The sequence below is a fragment of the Aureimonas psammosilenae genome (genome assembly GCF_009176975.1).
Classification (GTDB): Bacteria; Pseudomonadota; Alphaproteobacteria; order Rhizobiales; family Rhizobiaceae; genus Plantimonas; species Plantimonas psammosilenae.
Genome location: NZ_WEZG01000013.1, coordinates 106,427 through 126,232, shown reverse-complemented (window position 1 = coordinate 126,232; position 19,806 = coordinate 106,427). Strand labels below are relative to the sequence as shown.

Genomic DNA, 19,806 nt, shown 5'->3' with positions numbered 1-19,806 from the left:
GACTTAGCCTCGCGGCACGGGTTGAGCGGGCAGCGTATTGCCAACCACTGGCGGCGAAGCGGCTAGGGCGATGGCCTGCGAGAACTGCTGCGCAATCTGCCATGTCAAATGAACGGCGTCGGCGTAAGCATCCTCACTGGCATGGAAGACATCCTGCGAAATGAACATGGCGCGATCGGACAGAGCACGACGTATCCTTGCGTCGAAATCGGCTCGTATCACTCCGGCTGGATCATGCGTCTGCCCCCAACTCGGGCTCTGGGGAAACGAGACGACCAGAAGCTTGGCGCCGCCCCCGTTAACAACGCGCTCTAGTTCTCGCAGACTATCGAAACAGGCGTCGTCGAGTTTCGGCGCGGGCAACCAGGACGATTTAACTTCGATCGGTCCTCCGCCTTTCGCGTCGATAACCAGATTATTCAGGCTGTCCGGGCGTGTACGTGCTTCGCGAACTGACGCTGCATCCGTCAAAAAGCCGATGAGCCGGAAATTGCGCGCGTAGATCGTTGCAGGTGAGCTTTTATCAAAGATGTAGGGTGCGGCTTGATCGACCGAAAAGAAGCTGTCCTGAGGAGCATTGCAATTCTCGAAATCTCTCGGCGCCACGACGGCAAGGACGGTCGAGACGCTCGGCATTTTACTGAGAAGGAAATCAGTCAGGAACGCGGTTTGACTTATTTGCAGGAAGCAAGGGGCTGCGTTGACTGCTTTCTTTGCCAGACCGTGTTGCTCAAACGCCCTAACATCGACATTCCTCCACGTCAGGGAGGACCCAACGGCAATGAAATCGACATCGTCAAGTTTGTTGTTGGCGAGAAACTTGAACTTCTCATCGATGCAGCTCGTACCCGTTAAGGGTGGAGCGGGGAGTGATTTCGCCGCCGCTAACGTCAGCATCAATGCGCTAAACGCGACCGTTGTCGCGAATATTGTACAAAAGAATGCAACGAGAAAACGAACACACGGGTTCGTATTGATCCTACACATGAATGTCAGTAGTTGCTTACAACAAAACTCCCAGCCATCCATTGCAGCGATCTATCGCTTGCAATTTGGGGAGAAGCAGACGCCAAAGGTCTGTTAGAGAGGGCTGGAGGAGTTCAGTTATCCAGCGGATCGGCGGCTGGAAGAGCCACCCGGAATTGCACCGGGTCCGAATGACTGCATCTATTAGACGTTGGAAAAGCGCTTTCGACAAGAGGCAAATCAGTTGGCGATCATCAGATCGTAAACTTGTGTAGCACCCCAGCAGATCTACCATGGCCTATGCCGCCGCTTCGTATGGATCGATGTCGAACGGTTGTTCCGTCAATTGGAGGCCCGAAGTGTCGCGACTGCCGCAACTGTCGCAAGCCCCGAACTGATTTCCAGCGCGCCGAACCTTCGCAACTTTCGCAGGGGTGGAACTGATTTCCTGCTCCGGCCGAGGGGGTTTCGAAGGTTTTGAGGGTTTGCAATCCGAGCAAATCCAGAAAATTCGCGGTGGGTTCAGTCTACCCGCTCGTATTCGAACCAATCGAACTCGCCATCAATCCTGGCTCGGCCCGTCGTCTCCAGATCCTGACGTAGCTTTGCCGCCGTATCGGCCCCAACCTGTTGCCTGACGTATCCGACAAGGTCGTGCAACTCGACAATCGCGCCCTGGATGCGATGCTGTGACGAGCAATCGAAGACACGGACCTTCATTGCGCCGGGCTCCGTTCAAATCCTTCACGGGGAAAGATATGCCCGTATCAGCCGCCGCCGCTTCCTACGATAGCGCGTAGTGTCGCCGGGGTTTTGTCAGTTTTGTCAGTTCGTCAGGTAGGCAAATTCCTGAAATTCGGAAACCGTATGCCGTCTGATGATCGGACAGGAAATTACTCTTGGCTTTCAATGCTGCGGGGATAGGCGTTTGAAGGGACGATGAACGCAAACATCCAAAGCCGGCCATTGCAATTGCTGCCATATGTTCGCGGCGCAGGCCTTCGTCTCAGCTTCCGCCCTCGCTATGACGACTGGTTCGTTGGCGACGACGTAGATGATGGCCACGTGAGCTTTTGGGTTGTGCAAAACGAGGCCGACGGATCCTTGATTGGACTGTCTTGATTGCACTATTGGCACAGCGGCTAGAATTGGGGTTGACTATCGAGAAGGGGTGGAACCTCCGACTAACGTAACCGCCGCAACTTCTTCAGAACCGTCGCATCAAGGCGGTCCAACGTGCTGATGATTTCTGCCGCGCTGTCGCCAAGTCCAGCGCTCAATTCTCGTTCTACACCAACCATCAACTCCTCTATCTCGGCTCTCTTAGCGATGCCGTCCGGTGTCAAAGCGAGATTGGTTTTTCGGCGGTCTGAAGGGTGTGGAACCTTCTGTATCAGTCCATCTCTAACCAAGCGATCAGCCATCTTCGAGACAGTGGAAGCGCGGACATTCAACGCATCAGCAACGCCGCTAACCCCCAAGGAACCATCAAGAGGCAAAGCGTGAATGAGCTGATCTTGGCCGGCCTCAATGCCGATCTTCTCCAGCTTCGCCAACATGAGCGCTCGGGTGTATTTCGATATCAACAGAAGCTGCCAGGTAAGCTCTACGCCTTCGAAAGGCTTCTGGTTGGCGTCGCCCATAGAGGCGGCAGCACCCTCTGAAGGGGTATCGGACTTCGCCACCTTCATTCGCCCTTCCGCAGCCTGACGCCAGCCCCGCCTTCAACATTGGAACCGTCGTCTAGGAAGATGACGCCGGCCCGCACGAGAACTTCGCGAACTTTCTCTACCGCCGCGAAGGATGAACGCTCCGGCCCGACATCATCGCTTTCCATTCTGCGAAGAGTAGCCACGGCTATGTCCGCTGCATCGGCAAGGTCTTTCTGACCCATGTTCACCAATGCACGGCCCGCCCGAATTTGCTGCGCTGTGGTCACGTTAGCTTTTTCGCTCACATTTTAGCTAAACGCTATTGATTAGCGCTCTATAATGAGCTAAATAGCTAATAACAGAGCGAATAGCAATGGATGGCACCATGCTTAACCGATCCACCATCATAAAATCCGCCTGGGCCGAATACCGCCGCACCCATAACGGCGCGTTCTGCCGCAAGACCTTCGCCGCGATCCTGCGGGACCGTTGGTTCGCCGCTCGGCTCGTCGCCAACCGTGCCGGCATCATGGTTGCCGCTTGGGCTCGCTACCGTGTCGTTGCCGCCGAATGCGGTTATGCCCGCTTCGACCGTCGCCTGTTCGCTCGTGTCCTGCGCATAGCGTGGATCAATGCCCGTGCTGCGCAGGTGGACGCCGATAGCAAGCGCCGCGCCGCTCGTCCCCGCAAGCCTGTCGAGCTTCGCCCGCTGACGCCCATGCAGATCGCCTTGGACGCGGTGAAGTACCTGCCGGCGCACATGAGCGCCGCCCGAGCCGAGGCGCAGATCCGCGCGGCCTACGCTGCCTGACATCGAACCCGAAGGAGATACGTCCATGATCCGCGACCTTGCCGCCTTGGCCTCCATCGGCCTCTTCCTCGCAAGCTTCTACGGCGTGTCCGCGCTCGGCTCTGATGCCGTCCGCACCGCCCGCCTCGACAGTGCCGTGACGCTCACCGCCGGCCGCTAAGACGACTAGCAACATCGCGCGAAGTTCTGCGCGATCTCGATAGCCCAACCCATTCCTGACAACCCGGAGACATCCCATGCCGAAGCCGAAACTTCAGGCCGCCGCCGAAGGCTTGCCTACTGCTCAGACCGCTCGCGATCTCATCTTTGATGCCGAGGAGGACCTTCTGAAGGTCAAAGACCTCGCGCTCATCCTGAACAACGGCCTGACGGGCACCGGCGACATGAAGGCGGACCTGCGCAACTCGCTCGCCCACCTGTCGGGCGAATTGCTCGGCATCGGCTCGCGCCTCGCTTCCTTCCATAGGGCGCTGCACGATGCGGCTTCTGACGCGGCACCCGAGGCCGGCAGCGCGGCTATCGATACCGCGACGCCTGCCGCTATGAAGGACAAGCCCGACATGGATGGCGCGTTCGCCAACCTGTCGAAGGTCGTCGCGAACCTGCATTGGTTCATGCTCGACAACATGCGCCGCGCCACGAACGACAAAGGCGAGAAAATCTACGAGATTGCCGAGCGGAACGGCGACGAGTTCTTCTCCATCCTCTACATCGCCGACCATTGGTCCCAGCGCGTCGCTGAGGAGGCGCTGTCGTGAGCGCCGTTCTTTCCGCCATTCAGGCTCACCGCGCCAGCTACGTCGCCTATACCGCGATCATCAATGCAAAGCCCGCCGATACCTCGGCCACCGACCGTGCTGGCGCAAGCGAGCGCGCCGCGTTGGTCTCGCTCTTGGCCGCGCCGGTCACCACCACGACAGATGCCATGCACAAGGCTTCCTACCTTCTGGACGAGGTGGGCCAAGTGGAGGACTACTTCGCCAAAACCGATCTAGCGCGCTCGTTCCTCAAATCGTTCGTCACCCCGGCAGATCCGCTCTTTGATCTGATCGCCGAACTTCGCGCCTATGAAGCGACGATAGATCGGATGACCGACGATGAGTTCAACATCGCGTGCAGGAAGCCGCATCCCAGCTTCGAGAGGCTAAGAGACGATCCGCCGGCCGCCACGACAATGGCCGGTGTCGAAGCCGCCTTGCAGCTTATGGCCGATGAAGACGCCAAGGGTAACGACTGGCTGCGCGACGGCTTCCTAGAGCGCACGGTCCTGCCGTTCTTCCGGGGGCGGCAAGGTGTCGGCTTCCAGCCCGATCCGCTGTTGGCGATTGTCCAGTGCTATCGCTCGCAACTCGCCATCTTCAACACCCCGACCGGCAAGACGGACGAAGAAGCGAACGCCATGCGCGATGCGACATGGGGCGCGTTTGAGGAGGGTGTGGCGGATGGCACGATCAACCTCCCGAGCCCGACCACGCTGGCAGGAGCCGCCGCTGCGCTACGCTGTGCGCTTGAGGAAGACACGACCCACGCCGTGAGCGACAAGCTTCGAGACGTTGCGCTCGCCTTCCTCGAAGGGGCACCCCAGCCGGCTGCATCCCTGCCGCGTCCTACTGACCCCTTCCTTGAACGGATAGTGCGCTACCGCGCAGACGTGGAAGCGTTCAACAAGCGCCCTGACAGCCCGGATGAAATCGATAGCGAAGAACCGGAACCGGGAGTTGCGTTGCGCGATGAACTCGCCTCCGGGGCAGTTGCCATCCATTCCGCTCGGGGCGCGGCTGAAGCATTGCGCCAAGTGATCGCCAGCGATTGCATCGGAGACACGACGGACGAGGAGCTAGTGAAAGCGGCGCTCGCCTTCCTAGAGGGGGAGGGCGCATAATGATCCCGACCCCGATTGCCGACATGGTGACGCCTGCCGACCGCGCCCGCGTCCTCGCCTCCGTTAAGGCCTCTGCCGACTATGGCCGGGACCTTGCCGACCTCGCGGTGCTGATCTTCGGCGCGGTCCTGCCGCCGTCCATCCGTCCCGTTTTCGACGCGACCTTTGCCGATGGTCTGCCTGATCTGCTGGACGACTGGCACGGCCTGCCGGAGGAGGAACAGGCTTACCTTGAGAAGGTGGCCGCTATGGTCTTTGACCGTCGCCTTGCCCTTCATGCGGCCGGCGGCGCGTACCAGGGAGGGCGCGCATGATCCCCGCCGTTCCCCTCATCCTGCGCGGCATCCTTGGCGTGACCGCGCTGCTCGTGGCGATACTGGTTGGCATGATCGCCGACACGCTGGATGCCTTTGCGCGCTGGCTCGACACCTTCGCTCACTGGCTTGTGCCGGAAGTCGGAGCGAAGCCGCTGGAGAAGCGGAGGCGCGAGCCATGAGCGTGCATATCCGCTTCGGAGCAAGTGGCAAACTTTGCCGTTTGAAACCTACTCGTCACCAACTTGGCGAAGAGTGCAATGCAACGGCAAACTTTGCCACTGCATCTTTCACCGATCCACGCATCCGCGCATCGATCCGTCACGCGCTCGCTGACGAGATAGACCGGCTCTTGAACCTCATCGACGCGCTGGACGATGATCCCGACCTTGAGCCGGAGCTTGGTTGGTCTTCGACGCAAGCGCACGGCACCGCTGACGACCGCGAGGACGATGCGGGCGACGGGCGCGAACTAGACGAGGATCGCGAGCCTATCCTTGGCTGGACTGAAACCCACGACCAAACCTTGCCGAGCCGCATGGCGGGCGGCGCATGGGACGAGGACGAGGACAACGAACAGGAGCCGCAGCTATGAGGCTCCCCGAGATTCGCAGCGCTTTGCACGTCTTAGCATCCGACATCGAGGCGAAGGGCATGACGGCCGAAGCCGGCAAGCTGCGCAGCCTCGCAGACGAAACCAAGCGCCGGCCGGCTGTTCGTCGTGCTCCCGCCCGGTCTATGCCCATGACGCCCGCGATAGAGGACCGCATCCGCGATACGGCGCTCGCGCATCCATCGTGGTCCATGGAGCGCATAGGCGCATACGTTGGCGTCAGCGGGGGCAGGGTGTCGGAAGTGCTGGCGGGGTTCCGGCGATGAGTGCCGGACACATCCAATCCAACCGTCCGATTGTTTGTACTCTGATTTGTACGCAGAACGTCGCCGCTTGCAGAAAAAGACAGCATCTACAGCGATGTAACAGCCATAGGTGGCGGATGGGGTGGGATTCGAACCCACGAGACGGTCTCCCGCCCGCCGGTTTTCAAGACCGGTGCCTTCAACCGCTCGGCCACCCATCCGTGCCTTGTAATCGCTAGAGAATTTCGGTTCGCTTCAGCCCGGAAGAGGGCGGTTGCTACCATTCTGCTACCGAACGGTCTTACACCTTCGGCTTTACCGCTCGACGGATCGCCGCGTCAACCTGTTCCGCTGCATTCGCGCCCATGCCTGGCATCACATGGCTGTAGGTGTCGAGCGTGATGGCGATCGTCGAATGGCCAAGCCGCTCCTGCGCGACCTTCGGATGAACTCCGGCCGCGAGCATCTGCGTCGCATGGCTGTGGCGCAGATCGTGGAAGCGAATGCGCTCCAGCGGCGTCTTACCGATGATCCTGATCCATTCGTGAGTGAGGGATCGGGGCTGGATCGGCCGGCCGTCAATCTGCGCGACGACGAACGACTTCTCGTCCGGTCGGATGCCGAGTCGAAGCTGCTCCTCGGCTTGCGCGGCGCGATGCCGGCGCAGCTCGTCCACAACCGTCGTGGAGAGGTCTACGACGCGCGACAGGCCGCTTTTCGTCTCCTTGGCTCGGACCTCGCCTTTGATCTGCTCCGCCGTCTCCACGACCGCCAGACGCTTGTTCTTCAGGTCGACGTTCTTCCAGCGCAGCGCAACGATCTCCCCGCGGCGAAGGCCGCAAAGGACCGCGAGGAGGACCGGCACGAAGATGCGGGACTCGCGCACGTGGTCCAAGAGATCGGCTGTCGTGTCCGCCTCGTAGGCCGACATCGCCTTGCGCTCCACCTTCGGCGGCTTCGAGGCTGCGGCAGGGTTCTTCGGCAAGATTTCCCAGGTGACGGCCTGGTTTAACGCCTTGATGAGAACGCGGCGCATGTGATGGACCGTGCGCGGTGCCAGCCCGCCCTTGCCGTCCCGCCGGCCGGACTTCAGCGCTTTCGTCCATGCCGCATCGATCGCCTGCGTCTTCAGCTTCGACAGGGCCACGCTGCCGAGGAGGGGGCCGATGTTCTTCCGGGCCAACTCGCCATAGCGTTCGAGCGTCTTCGGCGACACGCTGGACTTCTCGTGCTCCAGCCAAGTCTCCAGGAACTGCGCCAGCGTCGTTTTGGTCGGTTCGATGTAACCACCGCTCTTCAGAGCCGTGACGAGCCGCGCGCATTCCTCCTGGGCCTGCCGCTTCGTGCCGGCGAAGGAATGCCATTTGCGGCGGCGCTTGCCCGTCTCCGGGTCCGGCACGTCGAGAATGATCGCCCATTTGCCCGGGGAGCGCTCGCGGATATGGCCCTTCATTGCTCGCTTTCTTTCTTCACATTCCGCTCGGAAATAATGCTCTGAGCTTGCTCCGCCGCTTTCTTAGAATACTCGATTGCATCATTGCGGATTGCTTCAGCACTGGAAATCGCTGATGTGACATCGTCGCGATTTGTAAATTGAGATAGTTCTAGTTGAAGGTCAAGAACTGCAATATACGCCTCACTTATCTCGCTACTCGCTTTCAAAAACTCGTTTGCCGCAAGTAGCAATACTTCATTGGCAAATTTCAAGCGGTCAGTAGTATCGCTGCTGGCTGCGCTTAGTTCATGCCATCGGACTGCAAAAGAGGAGGCTTGGCGCTGTGCCTTCTTCGTCGCCGTCTCGATGCCCTCCAACTGCTTGTGTGCTCGGGCGCCAATCTGAACTAATCGGCGGACCGCTTCAGAGCGCGAAGGCACACGGTTAGAAAACCGCCAATCATCAATTGCAGAGATCTCTTCCTCGGTGATTTTGAGCTGCAATCGTTGGGTTTCAGTATCCCCAAGCTTTGGTCGCGCCATTCTTGCCCCCTTCGTTTCGTGACAAACGTGCTGACAAAACCGTTGCCAAACGGTGAAGACCTGATAAGGTAAGCACGTAACTCACAAAACGGACGCTAACATGACGGTTGATGAAGCGCTATCGCGACCGACGATTTCGGTGCCCGATGCTGGAGCACTGTTCTTTGGGCTGAAGAGACAGGGCGCTTACGAGGCCGCCAAGCGCGGCGACATCCCCACCATCAAGCTCGGACGGCGCATGGTCGTGCCGGTCGTGGCGCTGGCGGAGAAGCTCGGGCTTAAGGCTCGGGTGGGCGAGGCGGCCTGATGGGCACCCGCAAAGTCCCAGCAACTGCTGGAGAATTCCAGAAAGCAAAAGGCCCGGCAGAGGCGGCAACCTCTCCGAGCCATGGTTCAACCCATCGGGGCACGAAAGATATGAACGAAGGAACGGATACCACCGCTGCGGCTGAGGTCGCAAGGGTTAGATCATACCGACTGACTGGCGACCGCCAGCGGGCCGACAAGTTCCGGAAGGCTGGCTATTACGCCTTTGCCCTCTCGATCGAATGGCCGACGATCGTCTTCCATGCCGAACGGCTGGACGGCGGCTTCATTGGTCTTGCTGAGGGACCGGATGAGGAGCCCGATTTTCTGCTGTCGGGCCGAGCCTTCGACACCTTCTGCGTGGGGTTCTGCCGCCGCTTCAACGATGACCGCCGTCCGCTGGATCTCGAACTATGACCCGGCGCGCTGAAAAGCTGAAGCAGTTGCGCTTGGCTCAGGCAGCTAATCGCGAGGGCAAGAACGAAGAACAGATGGCGGCACTGCGGGCCTACCTCGAACTGTGCTCGCTATCTGACCTCCAGCATATCGACGCCGCGATTAAGCGGATTGAAGGGGAGGAGGCCAGCCAGTGAGCCCCGCCCGCGAAGTGATCGCCACCGAGATCGAACGGCTCATCGGGCTTCTCGACGTGATCGACGGTGACTGCGACCTCGAAGACGACGGATCGGCAGAACCCTGGCTCGGCTGGTCGAAGTCCATGGCGCACGGCACGACCGACGATCGCGAAGAGGATGACGATCGCGAGCTGGAGAGGGGTCGATGAAACGCCTCGCCAAAGCCACCGTCATTCCCCGCCTCGCGGTTTCGGTCGCCATCATGAAGCTCGGTCGGTGGATCGCCGAGACCATCAGCCCCGAACTGCGGGAGGACTGGATATGAAGATCGTCGCCATCGACGTGAGCGCTGAACCCGGCTCTGCCACGGCGGAGGTGCCTATCGGAGGCACGACGGGCTGTGACCACGGCGATAACCCGAACGTCCTGGAGGCGGCCCGCTATCTCGCGAGCCTTCCCCGCCTTCGCCATCCCCGGCCGATCATCCCGCACCTTAAGGAGAAGTTCGGCCTGACGGCGAAGGAGGCCTGCGAGGCCCTGGCGCAATGCAGTCTGATCTTGGCGAGGGCGCATTGAGCGCCGCGGCCCTGAAGTGGTTCGGTCGGCAGGAGGTCGCCGACCCTACGCTGTCAGCGATCCTCCGCGCATTGGCGACAGCTTCCAAAGCCAACTCAGCTTCCATCACTCAGGCGGAGATCGCAAGCCTGACCTTCCTCACCGAGCGCGCCGTGCGATCCGGTCTTAAGGTCTTGGAGCACTTTCAAATGGTCAGCCGACAGTCTCGCGGCGGCAAGAAGGGTGGCCGTATCGCGGACGAGATCGTCCTGACGCTGGAGCGTGATTTTACAATCTCCAGAGAGGAGGTCGTCGCCGCTCGCCGTTCCGGTAGCACCAACCGTATTAACCGGAACGATGGTGCCTATAGCACCGAAGACGGTTCTCGGAACCTACTGCCGGAAGGGGAAATCGCACCAAAGTTCAGCGAAGTGGACGGCCTATATATAGAACGCGCGGGCGCGGAAAACCTCAACGCTGCGGAGGTTGAAGCGTGCAAGGAAGCGAGAGCGAAAGTCTGGCTGGAGAAGGCCAGCGGCATGTGGAGAGCTTCGCTTCTTTATGAGGGAATCAGGCTCGACCTGGGACGCCACGAGGCTCGCGACCTTGCAGAGGCTGAGTGCCGGGTCAGGCTTCTCGACATTGCCCATACCTCCCGTTCCAAGTCGGGGACGCCTCGCGATCCGAAGATCAATCCTGCTCTCCAAAGCCTGACTGGCGAAGCCCTGTGCGACTTCCTCTTCGGGTCCGACGAGGAGATGGGACGCCCTGCGGGCCGCGAAGCGGAACGTACCGGGGTTCGGGGCCATAGCCCCGGCCAGGGGTGTGGGGGCGGGAGCCCCTACGATCCGAAGGAAGCAGCAGCGTCCGCGCGCGAGGGAGGTCGGCGATGACGACGCTCAATGCCATCACGATCGCGAAGGTGGCGAAGCTGCTACCGATGCTGACAAGCGACAAGGACGGTGAAGTGATCGCGACCGCGCGTGCGGTGGTGCGCGTGCTCGCGAAGGAGGGAGCAACGGTTCACGACATCGCTGCCAAGCTTGAGGCACAGCCGACCGAGCGAATCGTCTACCGCGATCGCGTGGTCTACCGAGACGTTCCCAAGGCGGAGCCGAAGAAGCGCAAGCCTCGGAAGGCGAAGGCACCGAAGGCGACGCCCCCGCCATCAGAGCCGGAGCGCGATCCGAACAATGATTACACCATCACGTCGCGCGATATCACCCGCGACGGCCTGTCGGTCCTTGAGGCTGGTGGCCTGACCGCGAATGAGGAGTCCTTCATCGAGTCGATCATGCGGCAGGCCCGATACGGGGGCGATAGCTTCCGCATGACCTTTCGGCAGGCGGACTGGTGGCGACGGATCCTGGACGACAGCGGCGTAATCGATCCTCGTCAGCCGAGGGAGGCGGCATGACTGTCGTCTCTCCTAGGTCGAAGCAGGGCGAACCAACGTCAGTGGTGCGACGGCGTTACAGGCGGAGCATCCTCCTCCTCGTCGCCGGCAGCCATGGCCTCGTAGTCCATATCGTCGAGGTAGCTCGCAACGTCCTGTCGGATGTCGTCAAGAAAGTCCTGCGCGTCCTCTTTGCTCGAACTCCCCTGAGCGATCAGTGCGGCAAGCTGAATCGTCAAAATCTCCGCAACGTCTTCGATGCTGAGGTTCGCGAACAGCTCTTCGATCGCGTCAGAGATCTGCGTCTTCGCATCGTCGGTCATCATGGCGAGATCGCCTTCCGGTCACACGCCGAGAAGCCGACGTCGACTCTATGTAGCGACACGGGGGTGAAAGCGAGAGCGAGGATTGCGGCATGAAGCAGCCGGCTGTCCTTCCCGTCCTGATGCGCGACGCCGAGGTCATTTCGCTCAAGGAGGCCTGTTTCCGCACGGGCCGATCGGAAAAAACGATCCGGCGCTGGTGTCGGCAGGATGGTATTGGCCGGCGGGCTGAAGCCTCGGCGCCGTGGGAGATCAGTGCCGTTGCGCTGGAGGCGAAGAGGTACGGCGACGACGCAGCGATCGAGGATCTTCGCCGGGGAGAGTTCACCTCACCTCGAGTTGCTCGATATGCCGAACAGCTTGGAATCCTCTGCTAGATGTCCTCAGGCGACCAACTCTCTCGATCCAAGCGACCGCCAGTGTGATGCAGGCTCCGCCTTGCCGAACAGAAAGCCTTGCAGATCGCGACAGCCATGATCCTGTAGCACCGCCAACTGTTCTTCGGTTTCGACACCCTCGGCTGTGGTTGTCAAACCGTATCCTTCGCATAGAGCTACAACAGCCCGAATGACACTCCGCGACTGACAGGACGCATCGATCTCGCTGACGAAGCTGCGGTCAATCTTGACGCGGGTGAGCGGCAACTGCTTCACCATGGCAAGCGACGAGAAGCCGGTGCCGAAGTCGTCCAGTGCGATTGAAACACCAATGTCGCGCAGGCGCTGCAGAATGCTGCCGGCGAGATCTGGATCGGCGAGTACGGCCGTTTCTGTGATCTCAAGTTCGAGCCGTTCCGGCGGGAGCCGACTATCAGCGAGCGCCTGGATTACGACATCAAGGAAAGCGCGGTCTCGCAACTGCGTTGCTGATACGTTCACAGCAACCATCAGGCGATTATCCCATAGCGCTGCCTCGCGGCAGGCCGTACGCAGCACCCATTTTCCCAGGAGTGGCATCAAGCCGAGCTCTTCTGCGAGTGGAACGAACTCAGCAGGGGAGATCTGTTGTCCGGTTTGGTCCCGCCAGCGTAGGAGCGTCTCGTAGCCAACTGTTTGCAGCGAACGGGCATCGACAATCGGCTGGTAATGCAGCTCGAAGTCGCAAGCCGAAAGCGCTTGGCGCAGCTTCAACTCCATGACTCCACGCGATAGCGCTTGTGCGTTCATCGACTCGTCGTAGATATGAAAGCAGCCGCGCCCGTCCTCTTTCGCCCGATAGAGTGCAAGATCGGCGTTCCGAACCAGCGTCGCAGCGTCGTCGCCATGCGTCGGCACATGCGCAACCCCAACGCTCGCGCCAATATTGATTACGGCGTTGCGTACGGGGATCGGTTCAGACAACGTCGCGACGATGCTCTTCGCTAACGCAGAAGCGTTTTCCACGCTCGGCGATCCGAACTGAAGGACCGCGAACTCGTCACCGCCGAGCCGAGCGACCATGCTCTTTGGGCCGGCAACTGACCTCAACCTCTTTGCTACAACCCGAAGCACTTCATCACCGATTTGATGTCCGAACGAATCGTTCACCGGTTTGAACCGATCAAGGTCAACGTAGTGTATAGCCATCCGGGCCCCATAGACGATCTGCGGCAACTCGTCGTCTAGCTTCTCGAAGAAGGTCGTTCGGTTGGAGAGGCCGGTTAAACCGTCGTGGCCAGCGTCGTGAGCTAGGCGATGCTCCAGTTCCCGCTGCGCCGTCATGTCTCGGGTAATCTTGGCGAAGCCGACGAAGACGCCATCCTCGTCGTAGATCGCATCGATCACGATATTGGCCCAGAACTGCGTGCCGTCCTTACGCAGCCGCCAACCCTCGTCAGTGAAGTGGCCGCTGTCGCGCGCCATGCGCAGGTTCTGTTTCGGTATGCCGCGCGTCCGTTCTATTTCCGTGTAAAATAGATCGAAGTTGCGACCGACTATCTCTTGAGCCTCGTAGCCCTTCGCCTGCTTTGCACCGGCATTCCAATTCATGACGTTTCCGTCTGCATCAAGCAGGTAGATCGCATAGTCCGTCACTCCCTGCACCAAGAGACGGTACATTCGATCGGAAGTCTGAGGGGGAATCACGGAAGCTCTCCTACGACGTCCGCGAACATGCGCTTGGCCGGTGACCAACAGATTTATAGCGGTATGGAGGTTGCTTGGCTGGCGCAGCAATCGCACCGGTCGAACCGCACATGTCCGGACGTGTCCAGTCCTCTGAGGCGCTGTGATCTGATCGAATGATCGTCGACCGATGAGGAAGACCCTTCGATGGCCGATCGCCGATCATCCCAGCCGACGCAGCTCTTCCTGAAGGGCGCCCGCGTCACGTCTGCCTTCCGCGCCTCGCTCTTCGACGCCGCGAACCGCGCCGGCGTCACTCCGAACGAGTTCGTCATCCAGGCCGCAGCCGAGAAGCTTGCCCGGTCCGGTGCGAGCTTCCCCGGCGTGTTCCGCGTCGGTGATCAGTCCGACCTGAAGGAAGCCGCCTGATGATCACCGGCTCGCACTTCGTCGTGACCCATGCCGACGGTTCAGCGGCTGTCTATGCTGGCGTCTCCAATACCGACAGCTTCCGGCGATGCATGACCGGCCTTGGTCGCAACATCCGGCCCGCCACCGACGCCGATCTCGAAGCAAGCGGCGCCGCTGCGATCATGGTTCAACACCAACAACGAGCAGAAGCCGTGGCCGCCGGTGGTCGATACCGCGCTTATGCCGGAGTGCTGATCGCCGCGCTGCCGGTCGGAGCGAACCTGCAATGAACACGAACACCATCGGTTGGACATACCCGATGGTTCAGGGAGCCGTGGCGTCCGCCCCGTCTTGCTACGGCTCCCACCCCCATTCCCATCCGCTGCGCGTCCGTCACCGCAAAGCGGGTCCGGGGACCATGGTCGGCTCCTTTGCCATGGTCCCCACCCATTCCTTCGAAAGGCGCTGAAGCATGGCGACGAAGACCGCACCCGATCCGATCGCCGCCATCGAGGCGGAGCTTGCCAACCTCGAAACCCGGCGCGTGACCCTGAACGAGCGCCGCACGAAGGCGGCTGACCAGTACGACGCGGCCCGCGAGGCGCGGAAGGCGGCGCTGTCCAACGACCCGACCGCGGACCTGTCGAAGCTGACCGCCGGGGTGCGTGACCTCGAGGACGAAATCGAAGTGCTCGACGGCACCCTGCACGACCTTGCCGAACAGACCGACGACGCTCGTCAGCGCCTTGCCAACGCTAAGGACCGAAACGTGCGGGGCGCCGCGTCCCAGACGTTGATCGCGATCGCCGGCTCGGTCGATGTCGCCACGGACAAGTTGGAGATCGCCCTTGCGGCAACCGCGGCCGCCTTTGACGCCCTCGTGGCCGAGATCCCGCAAACACTTCGGGTCGTCAGCATCGAAGGGCGGGAAACGGACAGCGTCATGCTTGCCCGCGCCATCCTCGCTGAGGGTCTCGCTGCCGCCTGTCCAGGCTTGTTCGCCGCCAGATCGGATTACCCGTTCGCCTACTCGGAACTGCGGCGCCTGTCTCGTCCCGACAATCGGGAACCCGGCTATCACTTCTCGAACTCCGCTGATGCCGGCAAGGTGCTCGATGCTAAGACCATGGCTCGGCAGCTCGTATCCGATCGCCTGCGCAATCGCGCCGATGCGGTGATCGCCGGCAAGACCGACCCCGACCTGAACGACCGCGTTGCTCTTGTTCCGGTTCGCCTGGCTCAGCCGACGACGATCGAGATCCTGGCAGTCGAGGACTTCTCGTTCCACCTCGTCGAAGGCGGCCACAAGAGCGTGGCGCACCGGTTGGAGGTGCAAACGCTTCCCAGCGCCACAGCCGAGATGATCATCGAGCTCGGCGCCGCGGTACGGGCCGATAGTCCAGAAGCTGAGGGAATGCTGGCCGATGAGTCCGAGAAGGCTCACGCCAAGGTCACCTCGCTCGACGATGCCAGACAGACCGGGGCTCGCGTAGTGCAGTCACCCCGTTCGCCGTCTTCGATCACCTATCGCTATCTCGGTGTGATCTCTGTCGCTTCTGAAAGGAGCGCAGCATGACGACGATCGCCAGCGAGGCTGAGATCCAGGCTGCGGTCGCCACCGCCCGGAAGACATGCCCCAAGCTCGCCGAGGGTCTGGTCGCCAAGTACGCGGCGGCCCGGCTGACGATGGACGAGGTGCAAGCCAACCTCTTCACCGAGATGGAGACGGCACAAGCTGCCGCCCCTGTCCTCGCTTTCGCATCCAAGCGCCGCTCAGGACCTCATGGAGACGAGGCAGCGTGAGTATCAAACCCGAGAACCGTCATCGCATCCGGCGCCAGCGCTCCGCCTTCACGACGCCCAACGAGGAGACGCTGTAGATGGCAACCAAGCCGCAAGCCGCGTACGACCGGATCGCCGCAGCCAACAATAGAGGCTTCAACGCGACGTCCAATCCCGGCGGACTTTCCAACGGCGGACACCGTGAGAATTTCGTGCCGGACCTGCAAGCCGTCGTCGATATCGGCACCTATGTCGGTGAGGTGGGTGACGAACTCGCCGAGGCAGCGAGTGATGCTAGCGATAGCGCACAGTCGGCCAGCGACAGCGCAACCTCTGCCAAATCCGCAGCCGATCGTGCCGCGGTGTTCGATCCGGCGAACTATGCGACGAAGGCCTCGCCCGTCTTCACCGGCGATCCGAAAGCGCCGACGCCAGCGACGGCCGACAATGACACTTCGATCGCCACCACGGCCTTTGTGAAGTCCGCGATCGACGCGACGAAGGCCTCCGGTGCCGAACTTCAGGCGCTCACAAGCGACGCGAAGTTCACAACGCCGAAGACAATGGCCGACGCCATGGCGTTCGTGACGGCTGCTGCTACCTCAACTATCGCCCCCGATCTCTCGGCGGGCTTCAACCGCATCTACACGATGGGTCTGAACGCCACGCTCGGCCAGCCCGCGAACATGAAGGACGGTCTGCCGATCGTCTTCTACTTCACTCAGGACGGCACCGGCTCGCGCACCCTCTCGTTCGCTTCGACCTATCACAAGTTCCCTGGCGGGACCGTACCGACGCTCTCGACTACGGCGTTCGCCGTCGATCGAATGGCCGGCATCTGTCGTAACCGCGGCGGGGTGCTCGTCGTGGAATGGTCGATGATCGAAAGGGACATCCGCTGATGATCCCATTTGCAGGTCTCATTGGCAGCAAGATCGCCGATCCGGGCCATGCCGTCTTCACGGTACCCGGCACCCACAAGTGGCGGTGCCCGTCCGGCGTATATTCCATCTGTGGCGTTGTAGTTGGTGGGGCTTGCTTCGGCGGAGGCGGCGGTCTCGGCTGGAAGAACGACATCCCGGTTGTTCCAGGTGTCGAGTACGATTTGCAGGTTGGTTTTGGCCTTCTCGCCGGCGATAGCGTTCATTCGCTCGCCGATGCCGACAGCTTCTTCTCTTCGCGCAGTCTCCTGGCTGCGATTGCACGCGGTAATCGTCAAGGCGGCGGCTTCGTCGGCGATAGCGGCGGTGATGGTGGAGGAAGTGCGAGTACATCCAGCGGCGGCGGTGGGGCCGGTGGCTACAACGGACCTGGCGGCAATGGTGGCAACAGCTTTGGCGGCGACGCACAAAGTGGCAGTGGTGGCGGCGGCGGCGGTTCAGGTTCTGGATCAGGATACATCACCGGCGGCGGCGGTGTTGGTATCTTCGGCATAGGGGTTAGCGGCAGCGGCTCGCGTTCTACCGCGAGTTCTGCCTTTCTGGATGCCGCCAAGGGTGGAAGTGGCGGCGGAGACAGTTACGGCACCAACGCGAAAAGCGGGGGGCTCTACGGCGGCTCCGCCGCTCCGGGCGAATTCTACGGCAACGACAAAGGCATCACGTCCGCTGGCGGCGCGGTCCGTATTTTGTGGGGCAAGGGCCGAGCCTTTCCCGCTTCCAACGTTTCTTCTGCCTCAAAATGAGAGCTGATTCCATGGCATACGCTCGTATGAAGAAGGGCTCGTGGACTGCCCTGAATGAGGACGATGCAGTCAGTCACAACGACGTTGTCGCCTCCTACAGCACAGTGATGCTTTGGAGCGGTAAGGAACGCGAAGTCTTTGGCGTCTTCGAGATCGCGCCCGGCGCACCCCCTCCGGAAGGCATGCTCATCGCCTCCACCACACTCGAGGATCGGGATGGACGCCCCGCTTGGGTGAACACCTTCGAACCGATCCCATATGCACCATCTGACGAACCTGCATTCGTTCCGGTCGCCATGCTGCGGCAACGGATCGAGAAGCTCGGCATGTGGGACGACTTCGCCGCGTACCTCGCGCAGAACCCCGCCGAAATGCTGAAGGTGTTGACGCTGGAAGGTGGCGTCGATCCGACCTATCCGGCCATCACAGCAGCCTTCGAAGCGATGAAGGTGCCCGAGGCGGCTAGAGCCTACATCCTCGCCCAACCGTCAGCGGGCGTGCCCGACCCTCAACCCATTGCCGGGTGACGGGGCCCCTGGGGGTTCGAATAGGTATGGGTAATTCGGCACCGCATGACCTCACCAGCTACGGAGTCTGAATTTGGGTACGCAGGTACGCATGCAGGGCCTCTCGAACCGCGCCTATGCCAAGCGGCAGGACTGCACCGAGAGGGCGGTCAGGAAGGCGAGAGACGAGGGCCGGCTGAATGGCGCGATCTTCCTGGACGGCTCGATCGACGCTGATAAGGCGGACGCGCTGCTGGCGAAATCGGCAACGAGTGGCGAGCGAGTCCCTTCCGATCTCACCGAGGCCCGCCGGCGCAAGCTCGCAGCGCAGTGCGCCCTTCTCCATGACGAGGTGGAGACGATGCGCGGCGGCGTCGTGCTGCCGAACGATGCCAAGCGCATCATGACGGAAAGCTGCGTCATCACCGCCCGGCGCCTGTTCCGCATTCCCAGCGAGATCGCGGCGAGGGTCGCCGGCAAGCCCGTCGCTGAAGCCAGCGCCATCATCCAGGAAGCGGCGTATCAAGCGCTGTCCGACCTGTCGAAGACTCCACCGAAGGCTCCACCCAAGTCCGCCCCGAAGCGCTCGCGCCAGTCCTTCGACGATATGGACGCCACGGCGCTGGCCGCGATGAAGGCGACCTATCAGACGCTCAAGATCCACGTGCAGCAGGACCGCAAAAAGGGCGTCGTGCTGGATATCGCTGAAATCTCGGCCAGCATGACTAAGCGCTTCTCAGCCGTCAGGACGAAGACGCTCGCCCTTCACGTAAAAGCCGCGCCCTATGTCGCGATCGCCACCGCCGCCAAGGCCGAGGAGATCCTGCGCAAGGAGATCACTGACGTCGTCCGCGACCTGGCTGACGGGAAGATGGTGCCGATTGGCGCGCTGATGGCCGTGGAACACGCCGACGAACACGGCAGCCAATGACCGGCGAGTATGGCGAAGGCGAACCCATCGGCCTCGACCTCGGCTGGATCGTCGTCCGCCCGATCCCGATGGAGCAGTACCAGCGCATCTATCGAGGGGATAGTGAGCGCCGGACACGGGCAGAGATCGCATGGCATGCGGGCGTCCCCCTGCGCTCGTTCTCGAAGCTCACTGCTCAGCAAATCGACGAGGTTTGGTACGGCATGGGCTGGCTTCTGCGCCCGAACCTCACCCCGCACATCGGCACCGTCGTGAACCCGGAGAAGGTGGCGGCCTTGCGCGGCCCACCGCGACCGGAGCCAAAGCTTCGCAAGCTCTATACCCGAAAAGCAAAGACTGGGTGATGTACGATCACGATTCCCTGACATAGATCATGCAGGCTTGATCAGTTTGTGCCGGCTTGCGCGAGAGCACGCCGTACAGCCTCGGCTTCCGGACTGCCAGAATTGCGTTCAAGCAAATCAAAGATTGCTATATGCGTGACGGCTCCACCCGACGGTATATTGGCGCGGTGAACGACAACAGTCTCGCCACTTCCTTCGTTTTCCAAAGTCCAATCGTCGCCGTTCGGTGATCGGTAGACGGTTTGCAGCATTGTCATACATCATCTACCTACAAGAACGTCACGCCGCCTTAGACTCACTCAATTAGGCTCGACGCCGACGCGTTTCTCGTACGCGCAACCGCAGTGCCACTACCGCGTCCTTGAAGGACTGCAGAACGTGGCGGCCATTTCGTACAGCGGTCGGGTTACCCCGCGTTTCGTCCGTCGCCAACTTCTCTTCCTGCCGAGTGACATTTGACTCCGCTTCGCGCAGACGACGTTCGGCTCGCT

Annotated in this window: 33 protein-coding genes, 1 tRNA gene and 1 other annotated feature; of the genes, 25 read left to right on the top strand and 9 right to left on the bottom strand. The window is 61.2% G+C overall.

Annotated elements, in window-relative coordinates; genetic code table 11:
• Window positions 1–3 precede the first annotated feature (3 nt).
• The 4 genes from F9929_RS19670 to F9929_RS19655 all read right to left on the bottom strand — a co-directional run bounded on the left by F9929_RS19670 (window position 4) and on the right by F9929_RS19655 (window position 2,905).
• A complete protein-coding gene (locus tag F9929_RS19670; protein ID WP_152048259.1) occupies window positions 4–1,029 on the bottom strand; it encodes a hypothetical protein in 1,026 nt (341 codons plus the stop codon).
• 73 nt (window positions 1,030–1,102) lie between these two features.
• Window positions 1,103–1,158: a sequence feature (sul1 is cis-regulatory element that is thought to sense ions involved in sulfur or methionine metabolism; They are found in Alphaproteobacteria), on the bottom strand.
• 330 nt (window positions 1,159–1,488) lie between these two features.
• A complete protein-coding gene (locus F9929_RS19665; protein ID WP_152048258.1) occupies window positions 1,489–1,686 on the bottom strand; it encodes a hypothetical protein in 198 nt (65 codons plus the stop codon).
• A gap of 464 nt (window positions 1,687–2,150) precedes the next feature.
• Complete coding sequence (locus F9929_RS19660; protein ID WP_152048257.1) at window positions 2,151–2,657, bottom strand: MarR family winged helix-turn-helix transcriptional regulator; 507 nt, start codon at window positions 2,655–2,657, stop codon at window positions 2,151–2,153.
• Complete coding sequence (locus F9929_RS19655) at window positions 2,654–2,905, bottom strand: helix-turn-helix domain-containing protein (RefSeq protein WP_235919445.1); 252 nt, start codon at window positions 2,903–2,905, stop codon at window positions 2,654–2,656. Before F9929_RS19655 ends, F9929_RS19660 begins: the two co-directional genes overlap by 4 nt.
• Before the next feature lie 98 nt (window positions 2,906–3,003).
• Between F9929_RS19655 and F9929_RS19650 the strand changes: the two genes are divergently transcribed.
• The 8 genes from F9929_RS19650 (at window position 3,004) to F9929_RS24325 (ending at window position 6,504) form a co-directional block, all read left to right on the top strand.
• Window positions 3,004–3,429, top strand: a complete 426-nt coding sequence (locus F9929_RS19650; protein WP_152048255.1) for a hypothetical protein — start codon at window positions 3,004–3,006, stop codon at window positions 3,427–3,429.
• A gap of 25 nt (window positions 3,430–3,454) precedes the next feature.
• Entirely contained in the window at window positions 3,455–3,589 is a 135-nt protein-coding gene (locus F9929_RS24750) for a hypothetical protein (protein ID WP_268915675.1), read from the top strand.
• Between the two features lie 76 nt (window positions 3,590–3,665).
• Window positions 3,666–4,187 carry a hypothetical protein gene (locus F9929_RS19645; protein WP_152048254.1) on the top strand — a complete coding sequence of 174 codons (522 nt, stop codon included), beginning with the start codon at window positions 3,666–3,668 and terminating at the stop codon, window positions 4,185–4,187.
• Entirely contained in the window at window positions 4,184–5,311 is a 1,128-nt protein-coding gene (locus F9929_RS19640; RefSeq protein ID WP_152048253.1) for a hypothetical protein, read from the top strand. The genes F9929_RS19645 and F9929_RS19640 overlap by 4 nt, the downstream gene beginning before the upstream one ends.
• A complete protein-coding gene (locus F9929_RS19635) occupies window positions 5,311–5,625 on the top strand; it encodes a hypothetical protein (protein WP_152048252.1) in 315 nt (104 codons plus the stop codon). The genes F9929_RS19640 and F9929_RS19635 overlap by 1 nt, the downstream gene beginning before the upstream one ends.
• Window positions 5,622–5,807, top strand: a complete 186-nt coding sequence (locus tag F9929_RS19630) for a hypothetical protein (protein WP_152048251.1) — start codon at window positions 5,622–5,624, stop codon at window positions 5,805–5,807. The genes F9929_RS19635 and F9929_RS19630 overlap by 4 nt, the downstream gene beginning before the upstream one ends.
• Complete coding sequence (locus F9929_RS19625; protein WP_152048250.1) at window positions 5,804–6,220, top strand: hypothetical protein; 417 nt, start codon at window positions 5,804–5,806, stop codon at window positions 6,218–6,220. Before F9929_RS19630 ends, F9929_RS19625 begins: the two co-directional genes overlap by 4 nt.
• The gene (locus F9929_RS24325; protein WP_210251361.1) at window positions 6,217–6,504 is read left to right on the top strand and encodes a hypothetical protein; all 288 of its coding nucleotides are present in this window, start codon (window positions 6,217–6,219) and stop codon (window positions 6,502–6,504) included. Before F9929_RS19625 ends, F9929_RS24325 begins: the two co-directional genes overlap by 4 nt.
• A 110-nt stretch (window positions 6,505–6,614) precedes the next feature.
• Here the strand turns inward: F9929_RS24325 and F9929_RS19620 are convergent.
• The 3 genes from F9929_RS19620 to F9929_RS19610 form a co-directional block, all read right to left on the bottom strand.
• Window positions 6,615–6,704, bottom strand: a tRNA-Ser gene (locus tag F9929_RS19620).
• Window positions 6,705–6,784: 80 nt separating this feature from the next.
• Window positions 6,785–7,936, bottom strand: coding sequence for a site-specific integrase (locus tag F9929_RS19615; RefSeq protein ID WP_152048249.1), 1,152 nt, complete (start codon window positions 7,934–7,936; stop codon window positions 6,785–6,787).
• Complete coding sequence (locus F9929_RS19610) at window positions 7,933–8,460, bottom strand: hypothetical protein (RefSeq protein WP_152048248.1); 528 nt, start codon at window positions 8,458–8,460, stop codon at window positions 7,933–7,935. The genes F9929_RS19615 and F9929_RS19610 overlap by 4 nt, the downstream gene beginning before the upstream one ends.
• 100 nt (window positions 8,461–8,560) lie before the next feature.
• Here F9929_RS19610 and F9929_RS19605 point away from each other — a divergent pair, with 100 nt between their 5' ends.
• From F9929_RS19605 to F9929_RS19575, 7 genes are all read left to right on the top strand, one after another.
• On the top strand, window positions 8,561–8,767 hold the full coding sequence (locus F9929_RS19605) for a MerR family transcriptional regulator (protein WP_152048247.1): 207 nt from the start codon (window positions 8,561–8,563) through the stop codon (window positions 8,765–8,767).
• Window positions 8,767–9,183, top strand: coding sequence for a hypothetical protein (locus tag F9929_RS19600; RefSeq protein ID WP_152048246.1), 417 nt, complete (start codon window positions 8,767–8,769; stop codon window positions 9,181–9,183). The genes F9929_RS19605 and F9929_RS19600 overlap by 1 nt, the downstream gene beginning before the upstream one ends.
• Complete coding sequence (locus tag F9929_RS19595; protein ID WP_152048245.1) at window positions 9,180–9,359, top strand: hypothetical protein; 180 nt, start codon at window positions 9,180–9,182, stop codon at window positions 9,357–9,359. The genes F9929_RS19600 and F9929_RS19595 overlap by 4 nt, the downstream gene beginning before the upstream one ends.
• Window positions 9,356–9,550 carry a hypothetical protein gene (locus F9929_RS19590; RefSeq protein ID WP_152048244.1) on the top strand — a complete coding sequence of 65 codons (195 nt, stop codon included), beginning with the start codon at window positions 9,356–9,358 and terminating at the stop codon, window positions 9,548–9,550. Before F9929_RS19595 ends, F9929_RS19590 begins: the two co-directional genes overlap by 4 nt.
• 112 nt (window positions 9,551–9,662) lie before the next feature.
• On the top strand, window positions 9,663–9,917 hold the full coding sequence (locus F9929_RS19585; RefSeq protein ID WP_235919444.1) for a hypothetical protein: 255 nt from the start codon (window positions 9,663–9,665) through the stop codon (window positions 9,915–9,917).
• Window positions 9,887–10,789, top strand: coding sequence for a hypothetical protein (locus F9929_RS19580; protein WP_152048243.1), 903 nt, complete (start codon window positions 9,887–9,889; stop codon window positions 10,787–10,789). Before F9929_RS19585 ends, F9929_RS19580 begins: the two co-directional genes overlap by 31 nt.
• The gene (locus F9929_RS19575) at window positions 10,786–11,313 is read left to right on the top strand and encodes a hypothetical protein (RefSeq protein ID WP_152048242.1); all 528 of its coding nucleotides are present in this window, start codon (window positions 10,786–10,788) and stop codon (window positions 11,311–11,313) included. Before F9929_RS19580 ends, F9929_RS19575 begins: the two co-directional genes overlap by 4 nt.
• Before the next feature lie 38 nt (window positions 11,314–11,351).
• Here the strand turns inward: F9929_RS19575 and F9929_RS19570 are convergent, their stop codons facing one another.
• Window positions 11,352–11,618: a hypothetical protein gene (locus F9929_RS19570; protein ID WP_152048241.1), complete on the bottom strand. Its 267-nt coding sequence runs from the start codon at window positions 11,616–11,618 to the stop codon at window positions 11,352–11,354.
• A gap of 89 nt (window positions 11,619–11,707) precedes the next feature.
• On the opposite strand from F9929_RS19570, the gene F9929_RS19565 reads away from it, so the two are divergent.
• Window positions 11,708–11,992, top strand: coding sequence for a hypothetical protein (locus F9929_RS19565; protein ID WP_152048240.1), 285 nt, complete (start codon window positions 11,708–11,710; stop codon window positions 11,990–11,992).
• 6 nt (window positions 11,993–11,998) lie between these two features.
• Here F9929_RS19565 and F9929_RS19560 read toward each other — a convergent pair whose 3' ends face one another.
• Window positions 11,999–13,651, bottom strand: coding sequence for a putative bifunctional diguanylate cyclase/phosphodiesterase (locus F9929_RS19560; protein ID WP_268915677.1), 1,653 nt, complete (start codon window positions 13,649–13,651; stop codon window positions 11,999–12,001).
• Between the two features lie 213 nt (window positions 13,652–13,864).
• Between F9929_RS19560 and F9929_RS19555 the strand changes: the two genes are divergently transcribed.
• The 9 genes from F9929_RS19555 (at window position 13,865) to F9929_RS19515 (ending at window position 19,315) form a co-directional block, all read left to right on the top strand.
• Complete coding sequence (locus tag F9929_RS19555) at window positions 13,865–14,086, top strand: hypothetical protein (protein ID WP_152048238.1); 222 nt, start codon at window positions 13,865–13,867, stop codon at window positions 14,084–14,086.
• Window positions 14,086–14,358, top strand: coding sequence for a hypothetical protein (locus F9929_RS19550; RefSeq protein WP_152048237.1), 273 nt, complete (start codon window positions 14,086–14,088; stop codon window positions 14,356–14,358). Before F9929_RS19555 ends, F9929_RS19550 begins: the two co-directional genes overlap by 1 nt.
• 182 nt (window positions 14,359–14,540) lie before the next feature.
• The gene (locus F9929_RS19545) at window positions 14,541–15,644 is read left to right on the top strand and encodes a hypothetical protein (RefSeq protein WP_152048236.1); all 1,104 of its coding nucleotides are present in this window, start codon (window positions 14,541–14,543) and stop codon (window positions 15,642–15,644) included.
• On the top strand, window positions 15,641–15,871 hold the full coding sequence (locus F9929_RS19540; protein WP_152048235.1) for a hypothetical protein: 231 nt from the start codon (window positions 15,641–15,643) through the stop codon (window positions 15,869–15,871). The genes F9929_RS19545 and F9929_RS19540 overlap by 4 nt, the downstream gene beginning before the upstream one ends.
• 77 nt (window positions 15,872–15,948) lie before the next feature.
• Window positions 15,949–16,752, top strand: a complete 804-nt coding sequence (locus tag F9929_RS19535; RefSeq protein WP_152048234.1) for a hypothetical protein — start codon at window positions 15,949–15,951, stop codon at window positions 16,750–16,752.
• A complete protein-coding gene (locus tag F9929_RS19530) occupies window positions 16,722–17,534 on the top strand; it encodes a hypothetical protein (RefSeq protein ID WP_152048233.1) in 813 nt (270 codons plus the stop codon). The genes F9929_RS19535 and F9929_RS19530 overlap by 31 nt, the downstream gene beginning before the upstream one ends.
• A 26-nt stretch (window positions 17,535–17,560) precedes the next feature.
• Window positions 17,561–18,061, top strand: coding sequence for a hypothetical protein (locus tag F9929_RS19525; protein ID WP_152048232.1), 501 nt, complete (start codon window positions 17,561–17,563; stop codon window positions 18,059–18,061).
• 91 nt (window positions 18,062–18,152) lie between these two features.
• The gene (locus tag F9929_RS19520) at window positions 18,153–18,971 is read left to right on the top strand and encodes a hypothetical protein (RefSeq protein WP_152048231.1); all 819 of its coding nucleotides are present in this window, start codon (window positions 18,153–18,155) and stop codon (window positions 18,969–18,971) included.
• Window positions 18,968–19,315, top strand: coding sequence for a hypothetical protein (locus F9929_RS19515; protein ID WP_152048230.1), 348 nt, complete (start codon window positions 18,968–18,970; stop codon window positions 19,313–19,315). Before F9929_RS19520 ends, F9929_RS19515 begins: the two co-directional genes overlap by 4 nt.
• Window positions 19,316–19,806: the final 491 nt, after the last annotated feature.

Excerpts from the sequence above, each read along its gene's own strand:
- F9929_RS19670 (WP_152048259.1), bottom strand. The coding sequence starts at position 1,029 with ATGGATGGCTGGGAGTTTTGTTGTAAGCAACTACTGACATTCATGTGT.
- F9929_RS19665 (WP_152048258.1), bottom strand. The coding sequence starts at position 1,686 with ATGAAGGTCCGTGTCTTCGATTGCTCGTCACAGCATCGCATCCAGGGC.
- F9929_RS19660 (WP_152048257.1), bottom strand. The coding sequence starts at position 2,657 with ATGAAGGTGGCGAAGTCCGATACCCCTTCAGAGGGTGCTGCCGCCTCT.
- F9929_RS19650 (WP_152048255.1), top strand. The coding sequence starts at position 3,004 with ATGCTTAACCGATCCACCATCATAAAATCCGCCTGGGCCGAATACCGC.
- F9929_RS24750 (WP_268915675.1), top strand. The coding sequence starts at position 3,455 with ATGATCCGCGACCTTGCCGCCTTGGCCTCCATCGGCCTCTTCCTCGCA.
- F9929_RS19645 (WP_152048254.1), top strand. The coding sequence starts at position 3,666 with ATGCCGAAGCCGAAACTTCAGGCCGCCGCCGAAGGCTTGCCTACTGCT.
- F9929_RS19635 (WP_152048252.1), top strand. The coding sequence starts at position 5,311 with ATGATCCCGACCCCGATTGCCGACATGGTGACGCCTGCCGACCGCGCC.
- F9929_RS19630 (WP_152048251.1), top strand. The coding sequence starts at position 5,622 with ATGATCCCCGCCGTTCCCCTCATCCTGCGCGGCATCCTTGGCGTGACC.
- F9929_RS19625 (WP_152048250.1), top strand. The coding sequence starts at position 5,804 with ATGAGCGTGCATATCCGCTTCGGAGCAAGTGGCAAACTTTGCCGTTTG.
- F9929_RS24325 (WP_210251361.1), top strand. The coding sequence starts at position 6,217 with ATGAGGCTCCCCGAGATTCGCAGCGCTTTGCACGTCTTAGCATCCGAC.
- F9929_RS19615 (WP_152048249.1), bottom strand. The coding sequence starts at position 7,936 with ATGAAGGGCCATATCCGCGAGCGCTCCCCGGGCAAATGGGCGATCATT.
- F9929_RS19610 (WP_152048248.1), bottom strand. The coding sequence starts at position 8,460 with ATGGCGCGACCAAAGCTTGGGGATACTGAAACCCAACGATTGCAGCTC.
- F9929_RS19605 (WP_152048247.1), top strand. The coding sequence starts at position 8,561 with ATGACGGTTGATGAAGCGCTATCGCGACCGACGATTTCGGTGCCCGAT.
- F9929_RS19600 (WP_152048246.1), top strand. The coding sequence starts at position 8,767 with ATGGGCACCCGCAAAGTCCCAGCAACTGCTGGAGAATTCCAGAAAGCA.
- F9929_RS19595 (WP_152048245.1), top strand. The coding sequence starts at position 9,180 with ATGACCCGGCGCGCTGAAAAGCTGAAGCAGTTGCGCTTGGCTCAGGCA.
- F9929_RS19585 (WP_235919444.1), top strand. The coding sequence starts at position 9,663 with ATGAAGATCGTCGCCATCGACGTGAGCGCTGAACCCGGCTCTGCCACG.
- F9929_RS19580 (WP_152048243.1), top strand. The coding sequence starts at position 9,887 with ATGCAGTCTGATCTTGGCGAGGGCGCATTGAGCGCCGCGGCCCTGAAG.
- F9929_RS19575 (WP_152048242.1), top strand. The coding sequence starts at position 10,786 with ATGACGACGCTCAATGCCATCACGATCGCGAAGGTGGCGAAGCTGCTA.
- F9929_RS19570 (WP_152048241.1), bottom strand. The coding sequence starts at position 11,618 with ATGATGACCGACGATGCGAAGACGCAGATCTCTGACGCGATCGAAGAG.
- F9929_RS19565 (WP_152048240.1), top strand. The coding sequence starts at position 11,708 with ATGAAGCAGCCGGCTGTCCTTCCCGTCCTGATGCGCGACGCCGAGGTC.
- F9929_RS19560 (WP_268915677.1), bottom strand. The coding sequence starts at position 13,651 with ATGTACCGTCTCTTGGTGCAGGGAGTGACGGACTATGCGATCTACCTG.
- F9929_RS19555 (WP_152048238.1), top strand. The coding sequence starts at position 13,865 with ATGGCCGATCGCCGATCATCCCAGCCGACGCAGCTCTTCCTGAAGGGC.
- F9929_RS19550 (WP_152048237.1), top strand. The coding sequence starts at position 14,086 with ATGATCACCGGCTCGCACTTCGTCGTGACCCATGCCGACGGTTCAGCG.
- F9929_RS19545 (WP_152048236.1), top strand. The coding sequence starts at position 14,541 with ATGGCGACGAAGACCGCACCCGATCCGATCGCCGCCATCGAGGCGGAG.
- F9929_RS19540 (WP_152048235.1), top strand. The coding sequence starts at position 15,641 with ATGACGACGATCGCCAGCGAGGCTGAGATCCAGGCTGCGGTCGCCACC.
- F9929_RS19535 (WP_152048234.1), top strand. The coding sequence starts at position 15,949 with ATGGCAACCAAGCCGCAAGCCGCGTACGACCGGATCGCCGCAGCCAAC.
- F9929_RS19530 (WP_152048233.1), top strand. The coding sequence starts at position 16,722 with ATGGTCGATGATCGAAAGGGACATCCGCTGATGATCCCATTTGCAGGT.
- F9929_RS19525 (WP_152048232.1), top strand. The coding sequence starts at position 17,561 with ATGAAGAAGGGCTCGTGGACTGCCCTGAATGAGGACGATGCAGTCAGT.
- F9929_RS19520 (WP_152048231.1), top strand. The coding sequence starts at position 18,153 with ATGCAGGGCCTCTCGAACCGCGCCTATGCCAAGCGGCAGGACTGCACC.
- F9929_RS19515 (WP_152048230.1), top strand. The coding sequence starts at position 18,968 with ATGACCGGCGAGTATGGCGAAGGCGAACCCATCGGCCTCGACCTCGGC.